The sequence below is a fragment of the Candidatus Magnetominusculus dajiuhuensis genome (genome assembly GCF_046044395.1).
GTDB lineage: Bacteria > Nitrospirota > Thermodesulfovibrionia > Thermodesulfovibrionales > Magnetobacteriaceae > Magnetominusculus > Magnetominusculus dajiuhuensis.
Genome location: NZ_JBJUSG010000035.1, coordinates 1 through 21383, shown reverse-complemented (window position 1 = coordinate 21383; position 21383 = coordinate 1). Strand labels below are relative to the sequence as shown.

Annotated in this window: 15 protein-coding genes; 13 read left to right on the top strand and 2 right to left on the bottom strand. The window is 49.5% G+C overall.

Translation table 11 applies throughout. The features are described from left to right. Positions 1-576: 576 nt before the first annotated feature. The 8 genes from AB7D94_RS06735 (at position 577) to AB7D94_RS06700 (ending at position 10879) form a co-directional block, all read left to right on the top strand. Positions 577-1224, top strand: coding sequence for an adenylate kinase (locus AB7D94_RS06735; RefSeq protein ID WP_420264973.1), 648 nt, complete (start codon positions 577-579; stop codon positions 1222-1224). Positions 1225-1336: 112 nt separating this feature from the next. Further along, positions 1337-2560, top strand: a complete 1224-nt coding sequence (gene sat / locus AB7D94_RS06730) for a sulfate adenylyltransferase (RefSeq protein ID WP_420264972.1) — start codon at positions 1337-1339, stop codon at positions 2558-2560. A 163-nt stretch (positions 2561-2723) separates the two neighbouring features. Continuing rightward, positions 2724-3149: an adenylyl-sulfate reductase subunit beta gene (aprB, locus tag AB7D94_RS06725; protein WP_420264971.1), complete on the top strand. Its 426-nt coding sequence runs from the start codon at positions 2724-2726 to the stop codon at positions 3147-3149. Between the two features lie 19 nt (positions 3150-3168). Continuing rightward, a complete protein-coding gene (gene aprA, locus AB7D94_RS06720; protein ID WP_420264970.1) occupies positions 3169-5142 on the top strand; it encodes an adenylyl-sulfate reductase subunit alpha in 1974 nt (657 codons plus the stop codon). A gap of 110 nt (positions 5143-5252) precedes the next feature. Further along, positions 5253-6521, top strand: a complete 1269-nt coding sequence (locus AB7D94_RS06715; RefSeq protein WP_420264969.1) for an FAD-dependent oxidoreductase — start codon at positions 5253-5255, stop codon at positions 6519-6521. A 3-nt stretch (positions 6522-6524) separates the two neighbouring features. Next, a complete protein-coding gene (locus AB7D94_RS06710) occupies positions 6525-8747 on the top strand; it encodes a hydrogenase iron-sulfur subunit (protein WP_420264968.1) in 2223 nt (740 codons plus the stop codon). 20 nt (positions 8748-8767) lie between these two features. Beyond that, the gene (qmoC, locus tag AB7D94_RS06705) at positions 8768-9940 is read left to right on the top strand and encodes a quinone-interacting membrane-bound oxidoreductase complex subunit QmoC (protein WP_420264967.1); all 1173 of its coding nucleotides are present in this window, start codon (positions 8768-8770) and stop codon (positions 9938-9940) included. Between the two features lie 117 nt (positions 9941-10057). Then, complete coding sequence (locus tag AB7D94_RS06700) at positions 10058-10879, top strand: YkgJ family cysteine cluster protein (RefSeq protein ID WP_420264966.1); 822 nt, start codon at positions 10058-10060, stop codon at positions 10877-10879. A 460-nt stretch (positions 10880-11339) separates the two neighbouring features. On the opposite strand, the gene AB7D94_RS06695 is transcribed toward AB7D94_RS06700, so the two are convergent. Further along, positions 11340-12593, bottom strand: coding sequence for a sensor histidine kinase (locus AB7D94_RS06695; RefSeq protein WP_420264965.1), 1254 nt, complete (start codon positions 12591-12593; stop codon positions 11340-11342). An 8-nt stretch (positions 12594-12601) separates the two neighbouring features. Continuing rightward, positions 12602-13294 carry a response regulator transcription factor gene (locus tag AB7D94_RS06690; protein ID WP_420264964.1) on the bottom strand — a complete coding sequence of 231 codons (693 nt, stop codon included), beginning with the start codon at positions 13292-13294 and terminating at the stop codon, positions 12602-12604. 186 nt (positions 13295-13480) lie between these two features. Here AB7D94_RS06690 and AB7D94_RS06685 point away from each other — a divergent pair, with 186 nt between their 5' ends. The 5 genes from AB7D94_RS06685 (at position 13481) to AB7D94_RS06665 (ending at position 21382) form a co-directional block, all read left to right on the top strand. Continuing rightward, positions 13481-15025: an Lcl C-terminal domain-containing protein gene (locus tag AB7D94_RS06685; protein WP_420264963.1), complete on the top strand. Its 1545-nt coding sequence runs from the start codon at positions 13481-13483 to the stop codon at positions 15023-15025. A 210-nt stretch (positions 15026-15235) separates the two neighbouring features. Then, positions 15236-17293 (top strand): hypothetical protein, encoded by a 2058-nt coding sequence (locus AB7D94_RS06680; RefSeq protein WP_420264962.1) that lies wholly within the window; start codon positions 15236-15238, stop codon positions 17291-17293. Positions 17294-17333: 40 nt separating this feature from the next. Next, positions 17334-18857 (top strand): hypothetical protein, encoded by a 1524-nt coding sequence (locus tag AB7D94_RS06675; protein WP_420264961.1) that lies wholly within the window; start codon positions 17334-17336, stop codon positions 18855-18857. 99 nt (positions 18858-18956) lie between these two features. Then, complete coding sequence (locus AB7D94_RS06670; protein WP_420264960.1) at positions 18957-21044, top strand: NHL repeat-containing protein; 2088 nt, start codon at positions 18957-18959, stop codon at positions 21042-21044. A 209-nt stretch (positions 21045-21253) separates the two neighbouring features. Next, positions 21254-21382, top strand: coding sequence for a hypothetical protein (locus tag AB7D94_RS06665; RefSeq protein ID WP_420264959.1), 129 nt, complete (start codon positions 21254-21256; stop codon positions 21380-21382). Position 21383 lies beyond the last annotated feature (1 nt).

Genomic DNA, 21383 nt, shown 5'->3' with positions numbered 1-21383 from the left:
AACTGGTGAGCCGTATGCGGGAAATCCGCCTGTACGGTTCGGAGGGAGGGGAGGCGAAAGCCTTTCCTACCCCTCCCTTTAGTGGGAGTTTCATAATGATTGTGCGTATTCTGAGGGATAAGGACAGATTCCGGACAAGCCGGAATGACAAAAATAAGGGAGACAATTTCTAATGCGATTGCCCTGGTCTATGTATTTTAAGTCCGGGGCAATCATCTCACAGGTGTATCAGCCTTATGATTTGCCCTGCGGCAATATTTTTTACGGCAAAAATTTATTGCAATATTTTTACTTGACAATCCAATATTGTTTTGATTACTATTAGCACGTTCATTATTACGTGCAAGTTATAGCGAAAGCGGCTTGCGAAAAGAGCGATTTGCGAAAGGCGGGTGGCGACTGAGGAAGGCAGGTGTCAGGCTAATAAGGGTGGCAAGGGCAAGAGGGGTGACAAGGGTGACAGGAAGAAAGCGGGTGGGTTGCTTCGGGCGGCGCTAATGGCTGCTGTGTAAGTACGAAACAAGACGGTCTTTAACACTCATTGGTTACTATAACTATTGTATATCGGAGGTACGTATGAGAATTGTGTTGCTTGGGGCGCCGGGTGCTGGCAAGGGTACGCAGGCGAAAAAACTGATAGAGAAGTTTGTTATTCCGCAGATTTCGACCGGTGATATCTTGAGGCAGGCCGTTGCAGACCAGACACAGCTTGGAAAAGAGGCAAAGGCGTTTATGGACAGTGGCGGGCTGGTGCCAGACAGCGTGGTTATTGGGCTTGTAAAGGAGAGGCTTTCGCAGGACGACTGTAAAAAGGGATTTATTCTGGACGGCTTTCCCAGAAATACGGCTCAGGCCGAGACGCTTGATGGGGTTTTAGCCTCAGTGAACATGCCGCTTGAAGTGGCCCTCAGCGTGGATGTGGATTTTGACGTGCTGTTAAAGAGGCTCACCGGAAGGCGCACTTGCAGGAGCAAGGACTGCGGGCAGATGTATAATATCTATTTTTCTCCGGCGAAAAAAGAGGGCTTTTGTGATAAGTGCGGCACCGAACTCTATCAAAGGGATGACGATAAAGAGGCCACAATAAAGAAAAGGCTTGACGTGTATAAGGCTCAGACGGAGCCGCTCATTGATTACTACTCAAAGAAGGGTATCTTAAAGAGGGTGGAAGGCGTTGGCGACATAGCGGAAATATTCAACAAGATTTGCGCAATCTTAAAGTAATGCGCCTGAAATTGATGACCGGAAATTGATGAGATATTTGGTACGCTTTACATATTAGCGGGTTAGTATGTGTTACAAGGTAAACACAAAAAAACTAAGGAGGAGTTAAGAAATGGCATTGGTCAAACCACACGGTAAGAAAAAGACGTTAATGCCCTTGAAGCTTGAGGGTAAGGAAATGGAGGCTGAGAAGGCTAAGGCGAAGGGCCTGACGCAGGTGCGCATGTCATCAAGAGAGACCGGCGACCTGATAATGTTAGGAATAGGCGGTTTTACTCCGCTTGAAGGTTTTATGGGGCATGACGACTGGAAGGGCGTGTGCGATAACTATAAAATGGCCGATGGTGTGTTCTGGCCGATACCTATAACGCTGTCCACGAGCAAAGGACAGGCCGACAGCTTAAAGAGTAATGAAGAGGTTGCCCTCGTTGATGAGTCAACCGGCGAGATAATGGGCACTATGGTTGTGAAAGAGAAATATACGATAGACAAGGCCCACGAGTGCAAGCAGGTATATAAGACCGATGACAAGGCGCACCCTGGTGTTGCTATGGTCATGGCGCAGGGAGACGTCAACCTTGCCGGCCCTGTAAAGGTGTTGAGCGAGGGGTCGTTCCCGACCGAGTTCGCCGGTGTATATCTGACGCCTAAAGAGACGAGGAAGATATTTGAGGATAAGGGCTGGTCAAGGGTGGCGGCGTTTCAGACAAGAAACCCGATGCACCGCTCACACGAGTACCTTGCGAAGCTCTCCCTGGAGATCTGCGACGGACTTATGATACATTCACTGCTGGGCAAACTCAAACCCGGCGACATCCCCGCAGACGTAAGGGGCAACTGCATTGATACCCTTATAAAGTATTATTTTGTCAAGGACACATGTGTACAGGCAGGCTATCCGCTGGACATGAGATATGCCGGACCAAGAGAGGCGCTATTGCATGCCCTGTTCAGGCAGAACTATGGTTGCAGCGATTTGATAGTTGGGAGAGACCACGCGGGTGTTGGCGATTACTACGGCCCGTTTGACGCCCATCACATATTCGACGAGATACCGGCAGACGCCCTTGAGACAAAGGCGTTAAAGATAGACATGACGTTTTATTGTATGAAGTGTGACGGCATGGCCTCAAACAGGACGTGTCCTCACGACAAGGCTGACAGATTGAACCTCAGCGGCACGGCCCTCAGAAAGATGCTTTCGGAAAATACGGCGGTGCCTGACCACTTCAGCCGCCCCGAGGTATTGACGATATTGCAGAAATACTATGCCGGCCTTACAGAGAAGGTTGAGATTAAGCTGCATAAGCACTCAACCGGAGAGAGCGCGAAATAACTAAGAAGGGGGTATGAACTTACCCCCTTTTTTTTGTTTGATAAATTAATGAACAAAGAAGAAAAGGAGGTGAAGGCGGCAGCGCACGACCCTAAAGTAGATGGATGTATAAAGGTAATCTTGGCTTTTTAAGCCAAAATATTTTGTAAGGAGGTATATTTATATGCCGAGTTTTGTAATGACAGAAAAGTGTGACGGCTGTAAAGGGCAGGAAAGGACAGCCTGTATGTACATCTGCCCAAACGATCTTATGAAGCTTGACCGCGACAGGATGAAGGCGTACAACGTGGAAACCGAGCAGTGCTGGGAGTGTTACAACTGCGTAAAGATTTGCCCTCAGCAGGCGATAGAGGTCAGAGGTTATGCTGACTTTGTTCCACTTGGCGGCAACGTAATCCCTATGAGGGGATCGGATTCCATAATGTGGACGGTTAAGTTCAGAAGCGGTGCCTTAAAAAGGTTTAAATTCCCGATCAGGACAACGGCTGAAGGTTCGATAGACCCGTACAAAGGCAAGCCAGAGGCGGACTTCGCGAATTTAAAGAAGCCCGGATTTTTTAACCTGACAACGGTAAAAACCTTAAAATAAAACTTAGGAGGCTAACACGATGGAATTAGAAACATGTACATTTTCGTACTGTCAAAAACCTGAGATGATAGAGGTTGAGACCGACTTATTGTTAATCGGCGGCGGTATGGCCAACTGCGGTGCGGCATACGAGGCAGTGCGTTGGGCAACACCCAAGGGATTAAAGGTAACGATGGTGGATAAGGCGGCGACCGACAGAAGCGGCGCGGTTGCAATGGGCCTCTCGGCAATCAACACGTATATGGGCGAGAACGACCCTGCCGACTATGTCAAAATGGTAAGGGGCGACCTGATGGGCATAATCAGGGAAGACCTCGTATATGATGTAGGCAGGACGGTGGATGATTCAGTTCATCTCTTTGAAGAGTGGGGACTGCCGGTATGGAAAAGGGCGGACGACGGCCACACACTTGATGGCGCGCAGCCAGCAAAGAAGCTCACAGAAGGCGGCAAGCCGGTAAGAAGCGGTAAGTGGCAGATAATGATAAACGGCGAGTCCTACAAGGTAATCGTAGCCGAAGCGGCGAAGAAGGCCCTTGAGGTAAACAGGGCGGCAACCGGCCAGGCTCAGAATCTCTATGAGAGAGTGTTTATCGTAAAACTCCTCCTCGACGCCAATGAGCCAAACAGAGTAGCGGCGGCGGTAGGATTCAGCGTAAGAGAAAACAAGGCATATATGTTTAAGGCAAAGTGTATGCTCCTGGCATGTGGCGGCGCGGTTAACGTATTCAGGCCACGTTCAGTCGGCGAAGGACAGGGTAGGGCATGGTACCCGGTATGGAACGCCGGAACGACATACGCGTTAGCGGCACAGGTTGGAGCTGAGCTGGTACTTATGGAAAACAGGTTCGTACCTGCAAGATTTAAAGACGGCTACGGCCCTGTTGGAGCGTGGTTCTTATTCTTCAAGGCAAAGGCAACCAACTCCCTCGGCGAGGACTACTGCGCAACCCACTTTGAGAGCACAAAGGCATTATATGGCAAGTATTGCAGCGACCCGCACAGACTAGGCACGGCAATCAGAAACCACATGATGATGAACGACATGAAGGCCGGCAAAGGCCCGATCCTCATGAACACCCACTGGGCAATGGCTGAACTGGGAAAGACCATGGACGCCAAGCAGATAAAACACCTTGAGGCCGAGGCATGGGAAGACTTTCTCGACATGTGTATCGGACAGGCCGGAGTGTGGGCAGGCAATAACATAGAGCCGGATAAAACCCCTTCAGAGATTATGCCTACCGAGCCGTATCTCCTGGGTTCACACGCAGGTTGCGCGGGCTTATGGGTAAGTGGTCCTGACGATTTGGGCGCCCCGAAAGAATGGAGCTGGGGATACAGCAGAATGACTACCGTAAAGGGGCTTTTCACCGCCGGTGACGGCGTTGGGGCATCCGGACACAAGTTCTCCTCAGGCTCACACGCCGAAGGAAGAACCGCCGCTAAGGCGATGGTAGCGTTTGCGCTGGACAACGCCTCTTACAAGCCGGCAGTAACAAAGTCAACTGAAGAGCTTGTCGGAGAGCTTTATCTCCCGTTTGAGATATTCGAGAAATACAAGAACTACAGCACAGACACCAACACAAACCCATACTACATCAGGCCAAAGATGCTTCAGGCAAGACTGCAGAAGATAATGGACGAGTATGTAGCGGGCGTGTCAACCTATTATATGACCAGCAAGACGCTGCTTGAGGCAGGCTTAAAGCATTTGATGCTGCTGAAAGAAGACTCCATGAGAATGGGCGCGGCAGACCTTCACGAGCTGATGAGATGCTGGGAGAACTATCACAGAATCTGGACTGGTGAGTCGCACGCAAGGCATATCCTGTTCAGGGAAGACACCAGGTACCCTGGGTACTACTACAGGGGAGACTTTAACTTCGTGGACGACGCGAACTGGAAATGCTTCACCATATCGAAGTTCAACCTCCAGACCGGCCAATGGGAAATGTCAAAGAGAGACTACGTACAGATGATTCCCGACTAAGAGATAGGACAGCAAGGACAAGCACACAGGAGGAAGGGGGGACGGCGTTCCCCCTTCTGACCTTTTTTTGAAGTCCGTATTCGGTTGCTTAAAAAAGAGCGGAGGAATTTATGCCAGACGAAAAAGGTTCGAGCATCGTAGTGATAGGAGGTGGTATAAGCGGGATAACCACAGCGATAGAGGCGGCTGAGGCAGGCCACAGTTCGGTTATAGTGGAGAGAAATCCGTATCTGGGTGGAAGGGTAGCGCAGTTAAACCGTTATTTCCCCAAGTTATGCCCGCCTTACTGTGGATTGGAGATAAATTTTAAGAGGATAAAGCAGAATCCTAAGATATCCGTTTATACGTCGGCGGAAATAGAGAGCGTTAGCGGCAGTGAAGGCAATTTTAGCGTTAAGATAAAAATAAATCCAAGATTTGTAAATTCCAAATGTACGGCGTGCGGTGAATGCGTAAAGGTATGTCCGGTTGAAAGAAGCAACAGTTTTAATTTTGGAATTGATAAGACAAAGGCGATATATCTGCCCCATGAGTTATCCTATCCGATGAGGTTCGCAATAGACCAGAGCCCCGGTGCGTGTCCCGGTAAATCATGCTCTAAATGCGTACCGGCTTGTAAGTACAACGCAATTGATCTGGACATGAAGCCAGAGACGGTTGAGCTAAAGGCCTCAAGCGTAGTTTACGCAACCGGCTGGTCTCCGTATGACGCGGCGAAGATGGATAATCTTGGCTTTGGAAAAGTGAAAAACGTGGTAACAAATATGATGATGGAGCGCCTTGCAGCGCCTAATGGCCCGACGAAGGGAAAAATTCTGAGGCCATCTGACAATAAGCTGGTAAAAACGGTCGCGTTTGTGCAGTGTGCCGGCTCAAGAGACGAGAATCATCTGGCGCATTGTTCATCTGTTTGCTGCATGGCATCACTAAAACAGGCTACGTATTTCAGGGAGAGCGACCCTGAGACGAAGGCCTTTATATACTATATAGATTTAAGGGCGCCGGGGAAATACGAAGACTTCTTAAAGAAGATTCAGACCGACGAAAATGTGATAATGATAAAGGGTAAGGTGGCAAAGATAGAGGAAGACGCCGAGACGTTAGACCCCATCGTAACAGTGGAAGACATCGTAGGCGGCAAGAAAATCACGCAGAGAGTTGATATGGTTGTGTTGGCAACTGGAATGGAGCCCTCCTTAAAAGTGGCAAACGTCGGCACAAACGTAAAACTTGATGAGAATGGCTTCGTTGATGCCGAGAGCCAGGCCCCTGGCATCTATGCCTCTGGGGTTGCCAAGAGGCCAAACGACGTTACAACGTCACTACAGGACGCCACTAGCGCGGCCTTGAAGGGCATTCAATCCGCGGTGAGGAGGTAAACGATGGGATTAGGTGTTTACATATGTACAGACTGTGGTATAGGTGAGTCGCTAAACATAGAAGCCCTACAGAAGATTGGGGGCAAGATGGGCAATTGCAAGACGCATCCATTTCTGTGCAGCAAGGAAGGCGTTGATCTTATAAAGAGCGATATTAACAGCGAAGGCGTAAATAAAATAGTCATAGCGGCGTGCAGCCAGCGCGTGAACACGGACAACTTTGACTTCGACCCGCTTCTTTACGTGACAGAGAGGGTAAATCTGCGTGAGCACGTTGTGTGGATGCAGCCCCCGAATGACCCCAAGACTCAGGCGATGGCCGAGGACTATCTGAACATGGGGGTTGTGAGGGCCAGTAAGTCCGAGCCCCCGGTACCTAAGACTACGGACGTTACGCGTGTTGTGCTGGTTATTGGCGGTGGAGTTACAGGGCTTACCGCTGCCCTTGAGGTAGAAAAGGCGGGATATAAGGCAGTGGTAGTGGAGAAATCGGCCGCGCTTGGCGGTTGGGCAAAGAAGAGTTATAAGACATATCCATCCAGGGCACCGTATGACAAGCTCGTTGCCCCGTCAATAGACGCGAAGGTTCAGGCGGTAAGCGGTAGCAAAAACATCACAGTACATCTGGACAGCGCAATAACCTCTGTTGAGGGTGAGCCGGGTATGTACGACGTGGAAATAGACAAAAAGGGCGCTAAGGAGACCTTCAAGGCCGGAGCGGTAATTCTTGCAACCGGCTGGAAGCCCTACGATGCCAATAATCTCGCCCAATACGGCTATGGCAGATTTAAAAACGTCATAACGAATGTGCAGATGGAAGACCTCGCATCAAAGGGAAAGATAACGAGGCCGTCAGACGGCAAGACCGCACAGAGCGTACTATTTGTCCAGTGCGCCGGACAGAGAGACGAAAACCATGTCCCGTACTGTTCGTCGGTTTGCTGCAACGTGTCATTGAAGCAGGCCAAATACGTAAGAGAGGCCAATCCCGACGCGGGTGCCTTTATCATCTATAAGGATATGAGGGCAACCGGCGTGTATGAAAACTTCTACAAGGCGATGCAAAACGACGAGGGCATATTCCTTGCCAAAGGCGAGGTAAAGGGCATAGAGGAGGAGGCTGACGCCTCGCTGATTGTAATCGTTGACAACCAGCTCCTTGGCAAGGAGATGAGAATAAGGGCAGATGTAGTGGTTTTGGCCACTGGAATGATTTCCTCAATGTTGCCCGAAGGAAAGGCCGTTAACAGCCTGACAAAGGAATATATAGGTGATATGGTAGTAAAGAAGACGCAAGATGGAGAGATCGAAGAGCTTATGCCGATACCCCACATATTGAATCTGAAATACCGGCAGGGGCCTGAGATACCTCATTTAAAATATGGATTTCCTGACTCACACTTCGTATGTTTCCCGTATGAGACGAGGAGGACGGGCATATACGCGGCGGGTGCTGTGAGACAACCGATGGATTCATACCAGTCGTCTGTGGACGCCGCCGGTGCGGCGCTAAAGGCTATACAGTGTATAGAGCTTACCTCCCAGGGCAAGGCGGTGCATCCTCGTGCCGGGGATATGTCGTTTCCTGAGTTCAGGCTTGAGAGCTGTACTCAGTGCCGCCGCTGTACGGTGGAGTGTCCTTTCGGTGTGCTGGATGAGGATGAGAAAGGTACGCCGAGAGAGCATCCCTATCGCTGTCGGCGCTGTGGAACCTGTATGGGCGCGTGTCCGCAGAGGATAATTTCATTCAGCAACTACAGCGTGGATATGGTATCACAGATGCTGAAATCTATGGAGGTGCCGTCAGAGGGCGACGAACCGTTTATAATTGCCCTGATATGTGAAAACGACGCCTATCCGGCGCTGGACATGGCGGGGTTGAATCGGGTGCGTTTGAATCCAAACTACAGGTTTATATCCCTGAGGTGTCTTGGCGGGACGAACCTTGTGTGGATAAGCGACGCGCTTTCAAAGGGTGTTGACGGTGTGATTCTGATGGGCTGCAAATATGGCGATGACTACCAGTGCCACTTTGTAAAGGGCAGTCAGGTGGCAAGCGAACGCCTTGGCAAGGTTCAGGAGACATTGGGCAGGCTGATGCTTGAGTCCGAGCGTGTCACGCAGATACAGCTTGCGATAAACGAGTGGGATACGCTTCCAAAGATAATGGAAGAGTTTTCTGAAAAACTAAAAGGATTTGGACCGAATCCATACAAGGGATTCTAAAATAACAGGGAGGTATGCAGATGGGTGATGGAACTGTGTTCACACCTGACATTGGGTTTGTTCGGAGCCTGAAGAACTCCGGCGCTGACACTATGAAGCAGTGTTATCAGTGCGCGACATGCTCTACGGTTTGTGAGCTGACGCCGAGCGACAACCCGTTTCCGAGAAAAGAGATGATAATGGCCCAGTGGGGGCTTAAGGATGAGCTTGCGGCAGACCCCGATATTTGGCTCTGCCATAACTGTAACGACTGCTCAAAGTACTGCCCGCGCGGCGCAAGGCCGGGCGATGTCCTGTCAGTATTGAGAAAGGCCGTAATAGCTGAAAACGCCTTCCCTCGGTTTATGGGCACGATAGTGGGAAATACCAGGCTGCTCCTGGTGGCGTTGATGATTCCTGTTGTATTGTTTTTGTGTGTGTTAAATGCCTCCGGACATTTAAACATACCCGACGGCGAAGTGGTCTTTAGAAAATTTTTTCCGATTCAGCTAGTGGATTCGATATTTGTCTCCACGGCGATGGCGGTGGTGTTCGTTTTTGCAATAAGCGTGGGGAAATTTTGGCGTAAGCTCAATGTGAACCCGTATAAACTTATGGCGCACAGTATGCTCCTGCCGAGTTTACTACAGACGCTGAAGGAGATTGTTTTACACAAGAAGTTCCAGAAATGCGGCGCAAATTTAGACAGGACATGGACGCACAGGCTGGTGCTGTTTGGGTTCATAGGCCTGTTCATAACCACAAACTGGGCGGTTTTTAACCTATACGTCCTGAAATGGGACTCACCGTATCTAAAAGACGACCCCAATATTCTGATGATACTGGGTTCTCAGGCGGCGGTGATGCTGTACTATGCGGCCTTTAAGATATTCGGCAACGCGAGCGCCCTTATATTATTCATAGGGTCGCTGATGTTGTTTTCTAACCGGATGAAAGACAAGGGTGTGAACAGCGTGTCGTCGTCGTTTGACTGGATATTTGCGACGATCGTTTTTTTGGTTTGTATAACGGGGCTTGCCTCTGAGATGTTGAGGTTTGCCAATATCGCACAACTGGCGTATCCGGTATATTTTGTCCATCTGGTATTTGTGTTTTATATAATCGCGTACCTGCCGTATTCGAAACTTGCGCACATGGTATACAGGACGACCGCGATTGTATACGCTAAGATGGCAAACAGGGACGTAATGTAAGGACTGGACGCGGTCATTTTAAAAAACACCTCAACCAGCGCCGAACGGGCGGTTTTGCAAGGGGTTGGTTGGGGTGTTTATATATCAACAAACACCTATCGGAGAGAGTGAATTCAAGTGAAAGAAATCTATGAGAGGTTAAATAAAAACCCTGACAGAAGGGGGGAGCTTGGGCCGGAGAGCCGGTTTAAGTTCAACTGCCACAAGGGGCTATCATGCTTCAACAAATGCTGCGGTGAGCTTGATATATTCCTGTCGCCATATGATATATTAAGGTTGAAGAGGCGATTTGGCAAGACCAGCGGTGAGTTTCTCGTTGAATACACGGATATGGTAATAACTGACAAGAACAAGCTGCCGTTTATCAAACTGCGAATGGCAGAGGGCAAACAGTGCAAGTTCGTAACAAAGGACGGCTGTTCAATCTACGAAGACAGGCCGCTGGCCTGTCGATACTATCCCCTGGGGTTTGCCATCGGGAAGCGGACGATGACCGAGGGTGAGGATTTTTATTTTCTAATAGAGGAGAGCTTTTGCAAGGGTTTTAAAGAGGATAAAGAGTGGGTAGTGAAGGAATGGCGGGAGCGCGAGGGCATAGCCAAATATGAGGCGATGAACAGCGACTGGATAGAGGTGATTCTGAATAAAAAGCTCCTGGGTAAGTCAGTAGTGCCTGATGAAAAGACGCAGAGCATGTTTATCCTGGGGGCATACGATGTGGACGCCTTCAGGGTATTTGTCCATGAGAGCAAGTTTTTAACGATATTTGATTTGGAAGATGAGGAGTTGCAGCTTATAACCGAAAACGAGGAAGAGCTTATGAAATTTGCACACAGATGGCTGCGATACGCCCTGTTTAGGGAGCCGACAATGTACCTGAAAAAAAGAGACGAAGCCGCCCCGCCGCAAAAAGGCTGCGGCTGCAACACCTGCGAATAAAGCGGACTTTATGCCGGAGGTTGCGTGAGACGAGTAAAGTCAGCCTCAATGCAATCCGGCACCCTGGCCGCGGTAAGTCAAACAAAGATAGTTATCATTTTTCCCGCCACGCTCATTCGTTATAACACAGGCGCTGCTAATGCACCCTGATATGGCACAGATAATCCTGAAAAAAGCAGTTCAATTCAATATAATGAGGAAAATCAGGCTATTATGAACAAAAACCACTCACCCGAAAGTAGGCAAAAAGTACTGCTCCGCAGACGCCTAATTCCCTTGTAAAACAAGGCTATAAGCCAGTCGTTGTGCGCGGCAGGGTATGCGGCATTTCGTATCGTCATGTTCTATGTCGGGTACTTTAATCGTATAAACAGCTTTTGAGTATATTTAACAGGTTTAGGGGCACAAACTCATAAAATATAATTGCAGCATATTTAAGGGGAAAAAGGTAATACAACACCTATTTCAGCGGCAAATCCATTTTCATTACCAGTCCGGCGCCTGGTACGTTGAATGCCCTGAGGCGTCCTCCATGTAGATACACCGCGCGGTCTGCTATCGCAAGGCCTACCCCTGCTCCGCCGCTTTGGCGCTCATGCGCTTCGTTCACGCGGTAAAATGGCCTAAAAATATCCTTCAGTTCCAACTCCGGCACGCCAGGTCCATGATCCCTGATTTCGATACGCGCCCATACACGGCTCACGGATTCCTTTCTGAACAGTGAGATATCAACAGATGTCCCTTTAGCTGTGTATCTAATGGCATTAAGCAGCAGGTTTTCAAGCGCCTGCCTGAGCATTTCACGGTTTCCGTTTAATATTAGTGGAGAAGACTCAGATGTCACTACTACAGAACAGCCATTGCTTTTTGCCTCAAAATCCACATCCCTGGCAATTTCCTCAACGAGGGCGGCTATGTCGAGGGGTATCATCTTAATCGTGCCGTTTTCATTTTCCAGCCTGGTAAGCGTCAACATCTGGCTTATCAGCTCATTAAGGCGGTTTGATTCACGCTCAATCCTGTCAAAGGGCGCCGATAGTGCCGGGCCTGCCGACTGCCGTGCAAGCTCTAATGCAACATTAAGCCTGGACAATGGAGAGCGCAGCTCGTGGGACACATCCCGAATCAACCGCTTATGAGCACCTACCAGTGTCTCTATTCGCTCAGCCATCCGGTCAACGTCACGCCCCAGTTCTACCACTTCGTTCTTTTGATGTACTAACCCTTCCCCAACGCGCGCCGACAGATCCCCATCAGCAAGCTGCTGTGTTACCTTACGTAGTCTGCGCAGAGGTAAGATAGAATACCTGAAAAATCCATACCATGTCAGGAGAGCCGATATGATGGCTGCGGCCAGACAAGAGATAAGCACACCGGCATATTGCCACGGTTTGCCGTTAAGGCTAACAGGCTCGGCAGGAGGCCATGTACGCGGGGCGCGGTGAGGTCTGCACCCAAACATATTCTCAACGCCGACCATACAATCTCCATTTAAAATCCCATGCGGGGAATTAAACGTACAAGGCTCGCCCTCCTTCTTGCCCTCACATGCCGCGATAGCCTCAAAAGGGGGTTTTCGCAACGGCTCTGCGCCTTGTTGTGCTTCAAGGGTCGAACCAACTGATGAGAAAACGATTAATACTACCAGTACAGCACATGCCAGCACACGCAACCCCCCGGCTGTCTTGAATGCTATATTCAGTTTAGAAATCATGGCGACTATTATTCAGCCGAATACAGGTATCCGATGCTGCGAACTGTCTTAATTCTGTCAGATTCGTCTGCCCGCTGTCCAAGCTTCCTGCGCAGGCTGCTTACATGCACATCAATACTCCTATCATAGGCAAGGAGGTTCCTGCCCAGGGCCTTTTTGACTAATTCGTCACGGCTCACTATTTGCCCGGCATTTTGCATCATGATCTCAAGGATGGCAAATTCTACCGATGTCAGCTCCACTTTCTGTCCAGCCCGAAATACGGTACGATTCCCGGCAACAAGCTCAATGTCGCCGACTATAAGTCTTTCTTTGTCGGCCTGCGATTGAGAGGCGGACTCCATACGACGCAGCACGGCCCGAATCCTTGCAACCAGCTCACGCGGGTTAAATGGTTTAGGCAGGTAATCATCAGCCCCTATCTCAAGGCCTACAATGCGGTCAACTTCCTCTCCACGAGCCGTCAGTATGATAACAGGCACACGTGATACGGTGCGAATTCGCCTTAATACTTCAAATCCATTGATCCCTGGCAGCATCACATCCAGTACTATCAAAGCGTACTGTCCTGATACCGCCCTATCAACACCCTTCAGTCCATCATGCACCGCATCTACCTCAAACCCCTCCAGTGTGAGATAGTCACTTAGCAGAACGCATAATTCAACGTCATCATCAATTATCAGTATATTGTTCATCATAATTCTTACTTAATTATAGTCTATATCCATGTCGTTTGTCTGTTAAGAATTGTAAAGAATGATGCCTGAATGTTTACAAAACTTTACAAAAGCCTTTGCAATCTTAACCCTACTTTACGTAATTACCGTTTATACTATAATCAGCGTGGGTATAAATCCACGAAATCAGAATCAGGGAGGTATGTTATGTTGAGAAAAAAAGTAGTATTACTAATCGTGTTAGCGGCATTTGTATTGCAAGGTTGGGCAACAGCGTGGGCGGGGGCCAGCCTTGCCTCACTCGTCTATCCCATCGTCAATACGGGGCAGATTAAGTGCTACGACAACAACAAGGTAATCACACCACCGGCACTTGGCCAGGCGTTCTACGGCCAGGACGCCCAATATCGTGGCAATCAGGCCAAATACACCATCAGTGCTGACGGCCTTACCGTTGCTGATGGTGCAACCGGACTTACATGGCAGCGTAGCCCGGATACCAATGGAGACGGAACAGTGGCCACCAGTGACAAACTGACATGGGCACAGGCAGAGGCACGTCCAGCGGCACTCAATGCCGTCAAATACGGTGGCTACAGCGACTGGCGTCTGCCGACTATCAAGGAACTCTACTCGCTGATAACCTTCACTGGCACAGACCCCAGCAGTTTCACAGGAACAGACACCTCCGTACTCACGCCATTTATTAATACGGCGTACTTCAAATTTGCCTATGGTGACCCCAACAGCGGGGAGCGCATAATTGATGCCCAATACGCCTCCAGCACGGTCTTCATCCTCAACCCCGCTCAGACTGGTTCTCCAAAAGTCTTTGGGGTGAATTTTGCCGATGGCCGCATCAAAGGATATGACCTGCAATTGCCGGGCACCGGGCAGAAGACATTTTTCGTGCAGTGTGTGCGCGGCGGCTCGACCTACGGCAAAAACGATTTTCATGACAACAAAGACGGTACAATCACCGACAACGCAACAGCTCTTATGTGGACCAAGGCTGACAGCGGCACGGGCATGACATGGCAGGCGGCACTTTCATGGGCGCAGTCCAAAAACTCCGCCAACTACCTTGGACATAACGACTGGCGTCTGCCCAATGCCAAGGAACTGCAAAGCATAGTGGACTATGAAAACGCCCCCGACTACAACGGCAAGCCGGCAATCAATACCACATACTTTAACAGTACCTCAATCGTCAACGAAAACGGGGATACCGACTACCCCTACTACTGGACTTCGACCACACATGCCGGATATGCCGCCGCCGGTTTACCGGGCGACAGGGCGGTTTATGTAGCGTTTGGCAGGGCACTGGGCTGGCCGAACAATGGTTGGACAGATGTTCACGGCGCCGGTGCCCAGCGCAGCGACCCCAAAATTGCCCCCCCTTACTCTTATGCGGCGGTCAAGGTAGTCAGTAAAAACGGGGTGAAATACACCGGCTACTCATTCGGTCCGCAGGGTGACGCCCTTCGTGGGCTTAACTTCGTGCGCCTCGTCAGGGATATAGCGGGTGGTTCAGGCAAGGCTGCCGACGCCATTAATTCAACCTATTCACAGTACGCCTCATATTTTGGTGCCCAAAACGGCGGCGTAGCCTCAGGCGGCACACCGGAAAGTGGTGTGTACTATGTCCAGTGGTTCATCAACGGTACCGCAATTTTGGCGTGGATAGATGGGTATATGTATTTCAGCAACGGCAGCAGTTGGAACTATCTTGGGACAAGCTGGCAATAAACATGTAATCTGAAACGGCAGCGGGGGGCTAAAAAGGGACAGCGACAACACTGTCTGGTACGAAAGAATAATTGTCGCTGTCCATATTTTCAGTCCTTGACTACAAGGCAAAGTTTAATATACATTACTACAATTGATGTCACTATTACAATTGATGCCATTGTTTTGGCGGCATCGCCTGAGCTAAAAAAATATGGGAGGAATTCACTCATGGCCGTTGGAAAGCCGCGTAAAACAGTTGTTTCTATCGCCGTACTTTTATTAATAACAGTCTTTTGTCTTAATCCTTTGTCTGCTGGCAGCGCAGGTTATGAACACACCTCTACGGAGTTGCCTATAAATGACGCTAATGAAGACAGCAACGCGGCAAGCGCGCAAATCAATATATTATCGAATCAATATCCTTCATACTTCGGAGCAAAATCTGGAACTGTCACCGCTGTGACAACCACAAGCGGCACATACTATGTCCAATGGTTTACAAACGGCACAGCACTCTTAGCCTCGTCGGATGGCTATATGTATTACTGGGACAGCAGCAGTTGGAACTATCTCGGCATAAGCTGGAAGGCTAACGCTATGATTAATGAAACCTACAATCTATACCCCTGGTATTTTGGAACAAAACTTGGAGATGTCACAACTGCAACAACGGCAAGCGGCACATACTATGTCCAGTGGTTTACAAATGGCACAGCAATCTTAGCCTGGACAGACGGGTATATTTACTTTTGGAACGGTACCGGTTGGAACTGCATGTGGACAATATGGAACTCTAATATAACTGCCTCAAACACAACTGTCTCAGACACATCGTTGCCGTGGATAGCCTGGATGAGTACGCTGCCGTTGAAGGGGTATGGCGTCTCACGAGGCAACGTCTATGTGGTGGATAATGCCGCTTGCGAAAAAATAGTCAGTGTGTTTGGAACCTGTTTCGGCAATAACGCGGCAGCCCCGTATATAATACCACAAGTACCTATTGCGGATACTTATATGGATACCTATTACACGAATGACTTCTACTCTACTAGTCCTAACGGTGTTCAATCGAACATGTTTTACCGCCTGTCCGATAACGACGCCCTCGTAACCATACTGAAATTGCCGCCCAGAGCGGCCTATTTAGGCTATCAAGGCTATCTCTTCAGCCGCAATGCCACCATCTATACCAACGACAACATAACGCCGGGTGCGTATACGCCAGACCCCTCGCGTGCGGAAATCTTTGGCAGTTTCGGCAACGATATAAACAATGTAGTTATTAGCAGACAGGCAGGTATTCAATGGGACGGCAGCTCAGTGGTTTACATAACGACGTCTAACAAGACCCTGCGTGACACACTTGTTGCCGATGCAAAGGCCAGTGGATTAAACACGAACCTTATCTTTACAGAACCGATAGGCGCCAACATCATTACAGGACATAGCGCCTCCGCCGACGACTTCGGCACCCTGATTCGTTACGCCCTTCCTGACAATGAAACACTGTCCAATCTGTGGAAACAAACGGTGCAGACCAATATTTTAGTATACAGGGTTTCTAATCTAAACGTTCCTGTATCGCGTTATGCAACCCCCGCGTATACACCAAAAGAAGGCAGCAGCGAATCTATGTACCAATCCTCGCTGTCTGAGCTGTCAACGATATTGGCAAGATGGCTTGAGGTGACAAAGAAACGCCCGACAATTACCGAGAATATGATTACCAGCGACAATGTTACCAGCACCGGAGAACTGATAGGTCTGGCCGGAGCAAACTGCATCGCTAAGGGAACGTCCTGTTTAGGTGACGACCAGGATACAGACGCCTATCGTCTGGGTATCATTGGAAAGCTGCAAGGTACAGATTTGGCTATCGTAACAGGGGTAAACCATGCGTTGACCGGTGCGGCAAGCTACGTCAGCCTTGCAATTTACAATATGGATACCTTTGACGGCGTTGCCAGCGCCTCACAGACCAACCCTCAGGCCGTAGGGTTTAACAGCGGGATGCTTACCGGGTCTGCCGAGGCCGTTCTAAGACAACTCAATCTTTACGACAGTGCCTCTAACGCGCTAAAGGCACAACTGCCAATGCTTTACGTAACCTTGATTTCGCGCCAGTGTGAATATGCCGCTGACTACTGTGTGGCGCTCACTGACACGACTGACCTGCCGCTGTCAAGCAGGATTTCAGTTACACAGCGCGCCTATGTCAAACCCGGCACGACCTCAGGCGCAAACCCCGACACATTGCTCACGCCACAGGTGATTATTACGCCGTGATTTAACTTTCAACATAAAGAGGGCAACAAGGAGGATTCAAATGAAGACATTGGCAGGAAATAGCAGCGGTGCAGTTATAAACATTACCTGCGGACGGGAAGTTGTATCAACTATGGGCAAACTATTCATGTGCGGACTACTGGCGTTGTGCGTATTAATGATGACCAGCAAGGCATATGCAGACAACTTTAAGTGGACAAAGCAAATAAATGCCAGCACCAGAACATGGTATTCAGTGGTATCATCGTCAGATGGTTCGAAGCTTATTGCTGCCGGGTCGAACGTTTATGAAACGAATGGACATCTCTATATATCTGCGGATTACGGTGCTACATGGACGCAAGGGCAAACTACTGCAACGTATGATTATTGGGTAGCCATGGCATCATCATCTGATGGTGCAAAGATCATCGGTGTAACATCTAATGGGAATATTTATATATCAACAGATTCCGCCACCAGTTTTAGCAGAAAATATGCATCAATGCTTCAGGAATGGACTGCGGTTGCAACCTCGTCAGACGGCACGAAAATTGCCGTTGCAAATAAGTACGATGGTAGTGCGTCGTGCGAATATGGATATGTTTATACTTCTGCAGACTCAGGTTCTACCTGGACAAAAAGGACTGGCTCAAGTTGTCAAATTTGGAGTTCCATAACATCATCGTCCGATGGCACGAAGCTGGCAGCTACTGTCCTCGGCGGATGTATTTATACGTCTACGGATTCCGGCGCTACATGGACCAAGCAATCTGGAGCCGGAAACAGAGATTGGAAATCCATAGCGTCATCTTCGGATGGAACACAACTCGTAGCCGTAGTATATAACGGAAGTATATATCGGTCAACAGACTCAGGGGCTTCATGGTCCACACTGTCTGCCTTAACCTCATATTGGGTGAGCATATCTTCGTCTTCGGACGGTACCATACTTGCTGCTGCCAGCAACAGTGGCTATATTTATACGTCTGTGGATTCTGGAACTACATGGACGGCTGAAACGGGCGCTGGATCTCAAACATGGGGTCAATTGGCATCTTCTTCCGATGGGACAAAACTCGTTGCGCTCTGTAGTACCAGCAATAACGTAACAGGATATATTTATACCGGCGTCGAAATAAATTATCAGGCCGCCGCTGCCGCCACAGATTCGCTTTCGTCCCAGTACTCCTTCTTTTTCGGCACAAAATCCGGTGAACTGCAGGTTGGCACAACCTCTGACGGCGTCAGATACTACATCCAGTGGTTTACAAACGGTACCGGTATCTTAGCAGGGACAGACGGTTACTTATACGTCTATGCTAACGGCACATGGAACGAGCTTAAAACCCCGTGGAAACCCGAATTGATAAAGGTAACCTTGTTGATAGATTATGTGTATCTAACGCATAAGTCATTCTTTGATAGCAAATCCGGCACGGTTGTGCAGGGTACAACCTCTGACGGGAATTATTACGTGCAATGGTTTACAAACGGCACGGCAATTATAGCCTGGACTGACGGTTATTTGTATTATTACGCTAACGGTGTGTGGCACTCGCTTGACACCGCGTGGAAGCAGTAGGCGTGAGATGCGATTGTTTTCAGATCGAACGGTACAACTACAACTTGACTCCGTGAGAAATGCTGGTAGCGTTTAGCAAACCAAAAGGAGATATTGTTAATGAAAAAAATTACAGCAATTGTAGCGATGGTCGTGTTGGCCTTTTGCCTGTCCGCTTATGCCGCAGAGCAAACAGGTGTGGTCATAAACGGGCAGACGCCGGTTGCCTCTTCTTCGGTTACGCTCTATCGCGCAGGCGCTCAGCGCGGTATGCCGGCGGTTGTTCTTGGAACAGCGCAAAGCGACACTAAGGGGAATTTTACCATCTCCTATACGCCGCCAACAGACACCAACGCGGTACTGTATATGATTGCGGATGGGGGCATTAATATCATGGAAAGTCCCGTCAGACTTGCCACAGTATTGGGAACGGCCCCGGTCTCTGCCTCAGTTTCAGCCAATGTCGTTATAAATGAAAGGACTACTGTGGCGACGGCCTATGCGATGGCGAAGTTTATCAGCGGCGGCAATATATCGGGAACATCGCCAGGTTTGCAAAATGCGGCGGCAGTAGTACAGAATCTGGTTGATATTACAACGGGTAATGCAGGCACTGTCCTGTCCAGTTCACCCAACGGGACTGCGACTTCAGCAATGTCCCAATTCAACACATTGGCCAATCTGCTTGCCTCTTGCGTGGGTATGCCCAGAGTATGCCCGCCGCTCTTTGCACTGGCAACACCGCCGGGTGGCAGCGCTCCGCAGGATACCCTGCAAGCCATCGTAAATATCGCCCATTACCCGTGGCAAAATGTGTGGCCACTCTACGCACTGTCAAATGTAGGCCCATACAGCCCCGCCCTATCATCTGCCCCTGATGCCTGGACGCTGGCCATAAAATACATCGGCAACGGCAGTGAGTTCGACGGCCCTGGCAACATGGCAATAGATAAGGATGGTAACGTATGGGTTACTAATAACTATGAATTCAACAGCGACCCCCTTCAGCCGGTCTGCGGCGGCAAACTGGTGATGAAACTCACCCCTACGGGTTCTGACGCCTTGGGCGCGCCTTTTAGCGGCGGCGGCATCGACGGCACTGGTTTTGGCATCGGCATTGATACAAACGGCGACGTATGGCTCAGCAACTTCGGCTTTCAGGGAAAGGGCTGCACTACCCCGCCAGCTTCAAACAGCGTATCGAAGTTCAGCGCGGCTGGAGTAGCGCTTTCCCCAAATAATGGGTTTACCAGTGGCGGCATCGGCTCACCACAGGGGACGGCCTCAGACCAATCGGGCAACATCTGGATAGCCAACTATGACAATAACTCTATTACGCAGTATCCTCTGGGAAACCCTAATGCCCCGCTTATGTTCAAAAACGTGGGATTAGACAAGCCCTTCGGTTTGGCAATTGACGGCAAGGGAAACGCCTGGATAGCCAGCTCCGGCAATGACAGCGTTGTAGCGATAGACCCCAACGGCTCCCCATTGACAGGTTCACCGTTTACGGGAGGCGGGATTAAAACCCCCCTGGGAATCGCCGTCGATAGTCTTGGTAACGTTTGGACGGCTAATTCACTTGGCGGCTCAGTTACCCTGATACGCAGCGACAGCCGGTTGCCGCAGCAGCTTGTGGGCGGCGGGCTGACTACGCCGTGGGGTATTGCAGTAGACGGCGATGACAACATTTGGGTAGCTAATTTTGAAGGCCAGAGACTGACACAGCTTTGCGGGGCAAAACACTGGCGCTGTCCAACGGGCTATCGCACAGGAGACCCCATCTCACAAGGTACAGGTTACACCAGCGACGCCCTTGTCAGAAATACCGGAGTGGCCATCGACCCATCAGGCAATGTATGGGTTGCCAATAACTGGAAAAGTATACCGGTGCAGACTAATCCCGGCGGTGATGGGCTGGTGGTGTTCATAGGACTTGCGCCACCCATCAAAACCCCACTGATAGGACCGCCACAACCACCAGAACCAAATTACACAGCAGCCGTAGATGCTATTGCCAGATACACATATGTATTCAGCGCCTTTTTCGGTGCGAAATTGGGGGATATCTCTGCGGGGTCATCTGCAAGCGGTACATACTATGTCCAGTGGTTTACCAACGGTACTGGTATTTTGGCCTGGCCTGATGGAAATGTTTATGTAACCTATAATGGCGGCTGGCTCTATGCAGGGATAGGCTGGAAATAACCTTTGTTGATTCAAGGTTCTGGAAAAAAAACATATTTTAATGGTAATATAACCCCGATGCTAACTGTTAGCAATGCGGTGCTGACGGTGCGGGAAATCTGTCCGGCGGGGGCTATCAATGTGCGTATGACTTTGGACTCTTCAAGAGGTGTGAGGGATGTTAGTTTTATCGGCGTTAAATTTATAAAATTGGTTACAGAGGAGTGACTGTGAAATTCTCTACGAAATTAACGCTTCTGTATTTCAGCATAGCCCTGATATTTCTGTCATCTGTGACTTACTTTGTCCAGCGATTCTCGGTGAAGGCAAGAACGATACTGGTAGTATGTATAGTATAAT